The sequence below is a fragment of the Streptacidiphilus sp. MAP5-3 genome, from assembly GCF_041262505.1.
Lineage (GTDB): Bacteria > Actinomycetota > Actinomycetes > Streptomycetales > Streptomycetaceae > Streptacidiphilus.
Genome location: NZ_JBGCCL010000011.1, coordinates 197,656 through 208,266, shown reverse-complemented (window position 1 = coordinate 208,266; position 10,611 = coordinate 197,656). Strand labels below are relative to the sequence as shown.

The 10,611-nt window shown below is 74.4% G+C and carries 5 protein-coding genes and 1 pseudogene; 4 read left to right on the top strand and 2 right to left on the bottom strand.

Going from position 1 to position 10,611, the window contains the following annotated elements; genetic code table 11:
- Window positions 1–175: 175 nt before the first annotated feature.
- Entirely contained in the window at window positions 176–3,205 is a 3,030-nt protein-coding gene (locus ABH928_RS19175; protein ID WP_370067940.1) for an FHA domain-containing protein, read from the bottom strand.
- 426 nt (window positions 3,206–3,631) lie between these two features.
- Between ABH928_RS19175 and ABH928_RS19170 the strand changes: the two genes are divergently transcribed.
- From ABH928_RS19170 to ABH928_RS19155, 4 genes and pseudogenes are all read left to right on the top strand, one after another.
- Window positions 3,632–5,470 carry a serine/threonine-protein kinase gene (locus ABH928_RS19170; RefSeq protein ID WP_370067938.1) on the top strand — a complete coding sequence of 613 codons (1,839 nt, stop codon included), beginning with the start codon at window positions 3,632–3,634 and terminating at the stop codon, window positions 5,468–5,470.
- A gap of 253 nt (window positions 5,471–5,723) precedes the next feature.
- Window positions 5,724–7,010: pseudogene (locus ABH928_RS19165) on the top strand (serine/threonine-protein kinase); the annotation flags it as partial.
- A 1,277-nt stretch (window positions 7,011–8,287) separates the two neighbouring features.
- A complete protein-coding gene (gene prfB, locus ABH928_RS19160) occupies window positions 8,288–9,400 on the top strand; it encodes a peptide chain release factor 2 (protein ID WP_370067936.1) in 1,113 nt (370 codons plus the stop codon).
- A 284-nt stretch (window positions 9,401–9,684) separates the two neighbouring features.
- Window positions 9,685–10,203 (top strand): hypothetical protein, encoded by a 519-nt coding sequence (locus ABH928_RS19155; protein WP_370067934.1) that lies wholly within the window; start codon window positions 9,685–9,687, stop codon window positions 10,201–10,203.
- Between the two features lie 126 nt (window positions 10,204–10,329).
- On the opposite strand, the gene ABH928_RS19150 is transcribed toward ABH928_RS19155, so the two are convergent.
- Window positions 10,330–10,524, bottom strand: coding sequence for a hypothetical protein (locus ABH928_RS19150; RefSeq protein WP_370067932.1), 195 nt, complete (start codon window positions 10,522–10,524; stop codon window positions 10,330–10,332).
- Window positions 10,525–10,611 lie beyond the last annotated feature (87 nt).

Sequence of the window (10,611 nt, the reverse complement as noted above, 5' to 3'; positions counted from 1 at the left end):
GCTTTCCGGCGGGGGGGGGGCGGGGGGGCCACACCCCCCGGTGCACCCCTGCCCTGCCCCGGGGGGGGGGGGGGGGCGGGGGGGCCCCCCCCCCCCGGGGGGGGGGGGGGGGCGGGGGTCCCCCCCCCCCCCCCCCGCGCCCCTGAGGTATGTACAACCGACCCGGCTGCAAACGCTAGAGCAGCTTCGGTATCGGCGGAGCGCCCAGCGACTCCGCTGCCCGCTGCAACGCGCTGGCGAGCAGCGCGAGGTCGGTGGGGCCGTTGCCCAGTTCGCGGACCGGGCGTTGGGTCGGGGGTTCGCCGAGGCTCGTCCAGTCCAGCGGGGTGACCGTCGGTCGCAGCGTCGCGGTACGCGGAATGCGGCCGGTGATGCGCGCGGACTGGAAGGCGCTGACCCCGCCGTCCGGGTGGCGGGCCAGGCCGCGGCCGGGTTGGTCGTCGGCGAGGGCCGCGGCGTCCTCGACGTGGATCAGCAGGGCCGAGGCGACCGGGGAGTCGGTCCGCAGGGCGACCCGCAGTTGTGCGGCCTCGTCGACCGCTGTGCCCGCGCCGCGTTCCGGGTGGGAGGTGGTGACGGCGAGGCGCACGCCGAGCCGGGGGCCGCGCTGGGCGACGTCCTCCAGGACATGGGCCAGCGGGGAGCCGAGCAGCTCGTCCCAGTCGTCGACGGCGACGACCAGGTGGGGGAGTGGCTCGGCCTCGACCGCGACGGCGCTCTGCGTCGCCTGCTGCGGGTAGTCGTCGGCGGCGCGGCGCGGCGGGGCCAGCCGCGCGAGCGCGCGCTCGGCGTGCCACGCGGCGAACGAACGGCCCTGCAACAGCGAGGCGCGGCGGTCCAGTTCGGCGCTGAGCCCCTGCGCGGCGTCGCGCAGACCGGGGCCGTCGGTGGTGGCCACATGGCCGATGACGTGCGGGAGTTCGACGGCGGGGGCGAGGCCGTGGGCCGGATCCTGCGGCGGGCGGCCCTCGATCAGCAGCAGGCCAAGCCGGTCCGGGCGTTCGGCGACGGCGAGTGACGCCAGGAGTGACCGGAGCAGTTCGGTGCGGCCTGACTGGGGTGCGCCGCCGATCAGCAGATGGTCCGTCAGGTCGAAGGAACAGCCACCGTCGCGGGCGACGCCGACCGTCGCGGTCGGCACATCGCCGGAGCTGAGCCGTAGGTCGGCCCAGCGGGCGGAGATCTTGGCCGGGGTGACCAGGTCGAGATCGAGCAGGTCGAGCAGGCGGGCGGCCTCGGGCAGGGCGGCACGGGTGCTGCCCGGACGGCGGGCCGCGTCCTGCTCGCGAAGCGGGGCGAGGGCGCGGGCCAAGCGGCCGGCCCACGCGGCGCCGACCGCGTCCAGAGCGACCCCGGCTACCAACTCCCGCTCGGGCGCGGCACGGTGCTGTCCGGCCGCACCTCGCGCGGCGGAACCGGCCGAGGGGGCGGGGCGCTCCATGTCGAGCAGGGTGCCGACCTCGCCGGAGATCTGCACGACGGCTCCGCAGCCCTGCGGCAGCGCCTCCGGGTACTCGTCGAGGTGGAGCACATGGATGCCTCGGGCGGGGCCGTGGGCCAGCAGTTCGGCGATGGCCTCGCGGGCCTCCTCGCTGCCCGGGTCACCGTCGATGACGATCACGGTGGCCCGACCGCGCGGGCCCGGATGCGCGTGAACCGACGCCGCGCCGGAGGCGGCGACCGGAGCGGCGTCCTCGCCCCAGCCGGGGGCCAGTTCGCCGAGTCGGGCCAGGGCCTGCTGGGCGTCGAAGGCGGTCAGCGCGCGGCACGGCTGTCCGTGGGTAGGGCGCAGATGCGGCAGCCAGGGCAGCCAGGACCAGGCGTCGGTGCGGTCGTCCAGCGGGCGGGACTCGTCGGCCGAGATCAGCACCAGCTCCAGCGCGGACGGTGCGTGCAGCACCGCGAGCTGCGCCAGCAACGCCCGGACCAGGCCGGTCAGCCGGGGACGCGGGCCGGTGAGACCGAGGCTGCCCGCCGCGCGCAGGTCCAGGGTGACCGGCGTGTGCGCGCGGGTGCCGAGGCGGAGCACCAGGGCGTCGGGGTGGTCGAGCGTGCGCTCCCAGAGCCGGGGGCCCGGGCCGATCGCGGTGAGCAGCACCTCCGCCGGGTCGGGCCAGCGGCCTGAGTCGCGCGGCGGGGCCTGCGCCGGGACCACGGCCGCGGGCTGGGCGGGACGGCGCAGGCCGAGGCCGATCCGGAAGCCGCGCCCGTGCGTCAGCTGCGGCCGACCGCCGGAGCCGGGATCGGACGCGCCACCGGCCGGGGCGTCGGACGCGGACACCGCCGAGGCTCCCGACGGGTGTTGAGGAGCGTGGTTGCGGGCGCGTGGTGCGCGCGGTGCGCCCGGTGCGGCCTCGGGCGCCGACGGCAGCATGCCCGTGCCGGAGGCGGTGCGCCCCGAAGGACGGCCCGGACCACCAGCGGCGCTGAGGCCGCCCGGACCACCCGAGAAGCCAGGACTGCCGCCCGGCGCGAAGGCCCCGGCGCGGGTGGGGACTTGGACCGTGCCGTGGCCGTCGGGCACGACATCGGCCCGGTCCGGCGAGGCGGGGACGACCCGCAGCGCGCTCTCGCCCAGCGCGATCAGCGCGCCCGGCGGCACCGGACGCGGCTCCGCGCCGACCGGCCGGCCGTCGAGCTCGGTGCCGTTGGTGGAGCCGGTGTCCGCGATCGTGACCCGCCCGTCGGCACCGACCTCCAGCGCCAGATGGAAGCGGGAGACGTCCGGGTCGTCCAGCGGGACGTCGGCGTCGGAGGAGCGGCCGACCACCACCCGGCCCGGGTGGAGCAGATGGATGCCGCCCGCGTCGGGGCCGCCGACCACGTGCAGCGCCGTGGTCGCGCCGCCGGGCTCGGCCGCGTCGTCCGGGTCAGGCGCGTCCAGGCGCAGCACCGCGCCGTCGACCAGCGGCGGGTGACCGAGCACGGTGTGCTCGTCGAGGCGGCGGCCCTGGGCGTAGAGATGGATGTGCGTGGCCGCGCGACCGGCGCGTCCGCCGGGACGCGCCCCCACCGCACCCGCGAGCGCCCCCGCGACCGCGCCGAGGGTGGTGCCCACCGGCGCACTGACCAGCACGTCCGCCACGGGGACGGAGGCGTCGCCACCGGAACGGTGGGCCGTTGCGACATGCGGGAGCGACGTGTGTGCCGTCTGCGACGGCGAACCGCTCTCGCGCGGCCCAAGCACGGTCAGCCGGATCTGCATGCGCCCTGCCCCTTCCGCCCGCACGCGATGGTCGTCGCCACGGTGTCGGATGCATCCTCCCATCCGCCACCGACAGTTCGCGCACAGCACCCGATCGGATGATCTTCGGAACGTATCAGTGCGCCCCGGGCGTCCTAGGGTGCGGCACCGGCATGCGGAACGCCCCGTCGCCGTCGCCCCGCCGAGTTCTGCCCCCAGTCTTGTCGCAGTCTTGTCGCAGTCCTGGCGGGGTGTTGTCGAGGTGTCGGCGAGGCCCCGTCGGCGCTTCTGCCAGGTCCGTGTCAGGATCTCGGCCGGATTGCCGCCTGCACGACACGACGGCGGCTTCGAACGCCGTTAGAGTTGCCGAAAACGCGAGCAGCCCCCATGGGGCCGGGGGACCGGCCACTCACGGCGCGGGACAGATGGCACGACGAGGAGCGCACGGTGCGGCCGGTTGGCAGTAAGTACCTGCTGGAGGAGCCGCTGGGACGCGGCGCCACCGGGACGGTCTGGCGTGCGCGGGTCCGCGAGGACCTCGACGCCACGGCGAGTGGCGACGGTCACAGCCTGGGCGTGGTCCCCGGTGCGGCCGTGGCGATCAAGGTCCTCAAGGAGGAGCTGGCCACCGACCCGGACGTGGTGATGCGGTTCCTGCGCGAACGCGCGGTGCTGGTGCGCCTGGTCCACCCGAACGTCGTCCGGGTCCGCGACCTGGTGGTCGAGGGTGAACTGCTGGCCCTGGTCATGGACCTGGTCGACGGCCCCGACCTGCACCGCTATCTCCGCGCCCACGGCCCGCTCAGTCCGGTGGCCGGTGCGCTGCTGATGGCGCAGATCGCCGACGCGCTGGCGGCCAGCCACGCCGACGGCGTCGTGCACCGCGACCTCAAGCCCGCCAACGTGCTGCTGGCCACGGTCGACGGACCGGACGGCGGCACCATGCACCCGCTGCTCACCGACTTCGGCATCGCCCGGCTCGCCGATTCGCCCGGCATCACCCGCACGGCGGAGTTCGTCGGCACGCCCGCGTACGTCGCGCCCGAGTCGGCCGAGGGCCGGCCGCAGACGGCCGCGGTCGACATCTACGGCGCGGGGATCATGCTCTACGAGCTGCTCACCGGTCAGCCGCCGTTCCGGGGCGACGGCGCGCTGCAGATCCTGCAGGCGCACCTGTCGCAGCGTCCGGAGCGGCCGCGGTCGATGCCCGAGCCGCTGTGGACCGTGATCGAGCGCTGCCTGGAGAAGGACCCGGCGCGCCGCCCGTCCGCGGTCGCGCTGGCCACCGCGCTGCGCACGGTGGCGGCGGGGATCGGCGTCCACGCCTCGGTCAGCGAGATCGAGGCGGCCAACGCGGTGGGCATGCTGCTCACGCCGCCGGTCCAGCCCACTCCGGCGGGCTCGGAGGATACGACGCTGCCGCGCGGCGTCCCGTCCTCGGCCGACGGTTACCCGCCCTCCGCACTGACCGAGGTGCTGCCGCACGGCGGTTACGGTCAGGCGGCGAGTGCTGCGAGTGCTGCGACGGCGGCTGGCTTCGCTGCCTCGGCGGCGGACCCGACGGCGGTGCTGCCGCAGAGTCAGGGGCAAGGCCCAGGACAAGGTCAGGCGCAGGGCCACGGCATGGGTCCGGGCCAGGGCCGTGGCTTCGGCCAACCCGCCGATCCCACCGCGGTGTTGCCGCAGGGTCAGCTCGGCGGCGGGCAGCAGCCCCTGCCGGACGGACCCCATCCCTGGGAGTCGCAGCTGCGCGCCGCACGGCACCGGAACGAGCAGACCCAGGTCGGTCAGCTGGGCGAGTTCGGGGTCGAGGACCCGTTCGCCGCGCCGCCGCAGGTCGCGCCCGCGCCGTACCGGCCGCAGCAGGCCCGCGCGCAGGCGGCGCAGGCCCAGCGTGGGCGTCCGCAGGTCGCGCCCCCGGTGTACCGCCCCGAGCCGGAGCCCGCCCCGCAGCCCGCGCGTCGCGCGGCGGAACGTGCGCCCGAGCGTGCGCCCGAGCGCGAGCGGGAACGCGAGCCGGAGCCCGCGCCCCGGCGTGAGCGTGCGCCCCGGAGGCGGCATCACATCCCAGGCAGCGGCTGCCTGAAGTTCCTGCTGGTCCTGATCATCGCCGGGTTCCTGATCTGGGAGTTCTCGCCGCTGCACGGCTGGATCGACCACATCGTGGGCACCGTCGAGGGCTGGTGGCACCAGGTCTCCAACTGGTTCCAGCAGATCACCAACACGGCCAACAAGGTCAAGCACACGGTCAACCAGATCCCGGGCACGGGGAGCAGCGGCGGCTGACGCCCCGTCGCCGGCCTCTGCCCAAGCCCCTCCTGGGCCCGGACGTGTTGCCACGGCGAGGGGTTGCAGGACGGGGTCGGATCCCAGGTTTGACGATTTGTCGACACCTGACGGCCCGTCCACCCCCTGCTGTCCCCCAAACGGCTCCAAGCCGCGTACTTTGGTCGCTGACACCGACGCTGGTCGACCGGCAGCCGTCGTCCCTATCGGCGTGCGTCGGTCCCAGCAGCCTCAGATCGCGCACGGAGCAGCCTTGGCACGCAAGATCGGTAGCCGTTACACCGCGCACACGGTGATCGGCCGTGGCTCGGCGGGCACCGTCTGGCTCGGCGATGGCCCGGAGGGTCCGGTCGCCATCAAGATCCTGCGCGAGGACCTCGCCTCCGACCAGGTCCTGGTCGGCCGGTTCGTGCAGGAGCGCACCGCGCTCACCAGCCTGGACCACCCCCGGGTGGTCGGCGTGCACGACCTGGTCGTCGACGGCGACGACCTGGCCCTGGTGATGGAACTCGTCCACGGCAGCGACCTGCGCTCCCGGCTGGAACGGGAGGGTCCGTTCACCCCGCAGGCCGCCGTCTCGGTCGCCGCCGACGTCGCCGAGGGGCTGGCCGCCGCCCATGCGGCCGGGATCATCCACCGCGACGTCAAGCCCGAGAACATCCTGCTCGACCAGGCCTCCAGCCCCGGCCCCGGCGGAGTGCCCCGCGCCAAGCTCTCCGACTTCGGCATCGCCCGCCTGGTCGACGCGCCCCGCCGCACCAGGAACACCCGGATCATCGGCACGCCCGACTATCTGGCCCCGGAGATCATCGAGGGCCTGGAGCCTCGCGCCGCGGTCGACATCTACGCGCTGGCCACCGTCCTCTACGAGCTGCTCGCCGGGTTCACCCCCTTCGGCGGCGGCCACACCGGTGCGGTGCTGCGGCGCCACGTGACCGAGACCGTGCCGCCGCTGCCCGGTCTGCCGGAGCCGCTGTGGAAGGTGCTGGCCCAGTGCCTCGCCAAGGCGCCGGCCTCGCGCCTGCGCGCCACCGAGCTCGCGTCCGCCCTGCGCGACCTGCTGCCCGGCCTGGCCGGACTGCCCGCGCTGCGCATCGCCCACCCCGACGCCCCGGACGTCCCCCCGCTGCCCGGCTACGACCCCGACATCCCGGCCGACTACGACGAGGACGAGGACGACCACGACGAGGGCGGGGACGGGGACTGGGACGACAGGGACGACCGGGGCGCCTTCGCGCGGTCCGCGGCCGAGGGCGCCCACCGTGGTTCCGGCTCTGCGCAGCGTCGTCGCCGGGGCGCGGCCGTGCCGCTGGTGCCCAGCAGCGCGCCCGACTCGACCCGCGAGACCCACACCAACCTGCGCCGCCCGCGTCCCGAGGACCTGGCCGCGCTCGCCGAGGCCTCCCGCGCCCAGCGCAACGGCCTCGGTGGTCTCGGCGGCCTGGGTGGAGCGCTCGGCGGTCTCGGCACCGGCCGGGGGCGCATCCCCGGCGGATCCCAGCGCAGCGGCGCCGGAGGCGCGGCGGTCCGGCGTCGTCGCCGGCTGCTGGCCGCGGCGGCCGTGGTCGTCTGTGCGGTCACCCTCCTCGGCGGCTACGCCGCACTGTCCGGCTCCGGTGACGGGAACCGGGACAATCCCGGCGACGCCGCCTCGCCCACCGCCCACCAGAGCCGGTCGGCCGGGCTGCCGCAGGCCCCGGTGGCAGGCCAGAGCGACGCCACCGACGCCGGCGGCACGGCCCACCTGCCGAGCTGGGCCTCCTGGTCCGACGCGCCCACGCCGCCGGCCCCGCTGGTCAGCGGCGTCCGCGCGCTGCGGCTCGGCACCACCGGCACCGTCTTCGTCTTCGGCACCGACGCGACCGGCGCCGTCCGCTACGTCACCCGCAACGGCCAGGCCTTCGGCCCCTGGGGCAAGTTGACGGGCATACACGTCAGCGGCGAGCCCGCACCGGTGGCGCTGCCCGACGGAACGCTGCGCCTGTTCGCGCGCGGCACCGACGGCCTGATCTACCTGCGCGACCTCGCCCCTGACGGCAGCTGGACCCCCTGGAGTCAGCTCGACGGTCAGATGCACGTCGACGCGCCCCCGGCAGCGGTCGCCACCGGCTCCCGGATCGACCTGGTCGCCCGGGTCGGCAGCGGGCTCGCCACCACCTCCTACGTCAACGGCGCGTGGACCGCCTGGGCGGCGGTCTCCACGGTCGGTGCGATCGGCGGGACGCCCACGCTGATCGGCGAGAGCGGGGGCCGGGTCGACGCCTTCGTCACCACCGCCTCGGGCACGGTCCAGCACACGCTGCTTGCCGGCGGTCTCTGGCATCTCGCCCGCCCGGTCACCGGCGTGACGGCGGCCAACCGCGTGGAGGCGGTTCAGGACGCCTCGGGCGGGCTGTTCGTCTTCTCCACCGGCACCGACTACGCGGCGTCCAACGGCGCCGGTCAGTCCTGGCTCGGGGCCTCCCTGCCCAGCGCGCCGGACTCCCCGTACGCCGCGGCGGCCTGCGCGGACGCGGGTGGTCTCGTCCTCTTCCGGGTGACCTCCTCGGGCAGCCTCCAGTTCACCCACGGCCGCTAGGCCCTGTCGTCAAACTCGCGTCGGATCAGCCCGGGTTGTCTGGTGCGGCCAGCTGCAAGGCGGAGGGTCGCCCTCGTACTGGGCCGTACTTGGGCGATGCGACAACGCAGCGTGGGGGCACCCCCTAGCCGAAGGCCGGGGGAGGCCGTGCCAGGCAAGCCGGGCCCGGCGGGAGTTTGACGACAGGGCCTAGGCCCTGGCGCGGTAGGCAGCTTGCCACTCTGCATTAGGCTTGGCCTGTGGCAGCCATTGATCCTTCCGAAGAGCTCAAGTCCCTCGAATCGACCATGGGGTCGATCGAGGCAGTCGTCGACCTGGACAAGCTCCGGGCCGACATCGCGGTCTTCGAGGAGCAGGCCGCCGCACCGGACCTGTGGGACGACGTCGACAACGCGCAGAAGATCACCTCCAAGCTCTCCTACCTCCAGGGCGAGCTGCGCAAGATCCAGACCCTGCGCAGCCGGATCGAGGACCTCGGCGTCCTCTTCGAGCTGGCCGAGGCCGAGGGCGACGCCGAAGCGCGCGCCGAGGCCGAGAACGAGCTGGAGTCGGTCCGCAAGTCGGTCCAGGAGATGGAGGTCCGCACCCTCCTCTCCGGTGAGTACGACGCCCGCGAGGCGCTGGTCAACATCCGCGCCGAGGCCGGTGGCATCGACGCGGCGGACTTCGCCGAGCAGCTGATGCGCATGTACCTGCGCTGGGCCGAGCGCCACGGCTACCCGACCGAGGTCTACGACACCTCCTACGCGGAGGAGGCGGGTATCAAGTCCGCGACCTTCGCGGTCAAGGCCCCCTACGCCTACGGCACCCTCTCCGTCGAGCAGGGCACCCACCGCCTGGTCCGGATCTCGCCGTTCGACAACCAGGGCCGCCGTCAGACGTCGTTCGCCGGCGTCGAGGTGCTGCCGGTCGTCGAGTCCAGCGACCATGTCGACATCGACGAGAAGGAACTCCGGATCGACGTCTACCGCTCCTCCGGCCCCGGCGGCCAGGGCGTCAACACCACCGACTCGGCGGTGCGCATCACCCACCTCCCGACCAACATCGTCGTCTCCTGCCAGAACGAGCGCTCGCAGATCCAGAACAAGGCCTCGGCGATGAACGTCCTCCAGGCCAAGCTGCTGGAGCGCCGCCGCCAGGAGGAGCGCGCCGCGATGGACGCCCTCAAGGACGGCGGCAGCTCCTGGGGCAACCAGATGCGCTCGTACGTGCTGCACCCGTACCAGATGGTCAAGGACCTGCGTACCGAGTTCGAGGTGGGTAACCCGCAGCAGGTGCTGGACGGTGAGCTGGACGGCTTCATCGAGGCGGGCATCCGGTGGCGCAAGGAGCAGGAGAAGGCCGCTTCGTAGATGCCGGCCGAGATGAACAATCGGCGCAGCACCGAGGCGGGCATCCGGTGGCGCAAGGAGCAGGAGAAGGCCGCTTCGTAAGCGCGCCGACGGACGTTCCGGCGCACGCCTTCACGGGGCCTCCACGGGCCCCTGACGGGGCCTCCACCGAGCATCTGGAGAGTCAGTAGGGGCCCGGCGGTCACAAGTTGACCGCCGGGCCCTCGTCACACCATGCTGTCGCGCGGCAGAGCCTTAAGTGAGTCTTTTGTGCGAAAGCCGCACGAAGTACGGAAGGGGCGGAAGTGGCGCGGGGACACCGGAGAAAGAGCGGCGGTATACGTGTCGCGGGCGTTGCGCTCGCGCTTGCCGGGGCGGGGCTGACGGTAGCGGGGGCGGCAAACGCCGCGACGACGACGCAGCCCGCTCCGAGCGCCTCACCGTCCACGGGAAGCAGCGGGGGTCTCCTCGGTGGGCTTCTCGGCGGCGGCAGCGGAAGCGGTGGTGACGACGGCGGCCTCGGCGGCAGCGCCAGCGCCACGCCGTCGGGGAGCGCGACGCCCTCCGGCTCGGCGTCCGCCACGGGATCGGCCTCCGCCTCGCCGTCGGGCTCGGCGTCCGCGTCGGCCTCGGCGTCGGACAGTGCGAGCAGCAGCGCCGCGCCGACCTACGCCGTGCCGACCCAGGCTCCGGCGCGGACCCAGCTCGCGGAGACCGGTGGCGGCTCGGACACCACGCTGATCCTCGTCGGCGGTTTCACCTTCGTGCTGGGCGGCCTCGTCTTCCGCTTCGGCCCGCGCGCGGCGAACGCCCGCAAGCACTGAGGCACCGGCACGACGTACCGGCACGACGCATGCAAAGGGCCCGGGCTTCCGACCGACCGTCGGAACCCGGGCCCTTTGCTGTGTTTCGGTCTGCTGTGTATCGGTGTAGGGGTGTATCGGTCGCCCTCAGGCGAAGGCGTGCCGCGCTATCAGCACGCATGCCACCAGCGCCGCCACCAGCGCGATCACGGCGGCGGGGGACAGGGAGGCGAAGAGCCCCTGCTGCTGCAACATGCGCTGTCGGCTCGCCCGGCAGGTCGGGCAACGGCCCTCGCTCACGGGACCCGAGCAGTTGGCGCACACCAGACGGTCGAGCGTCATCGCGATCTCCTCCTCCGATGTGCACAACGCACCACCTGGTCCGGGTGGTTCCCTCCACTGTGCCACGTCACTCGCGATCCAGCGTGA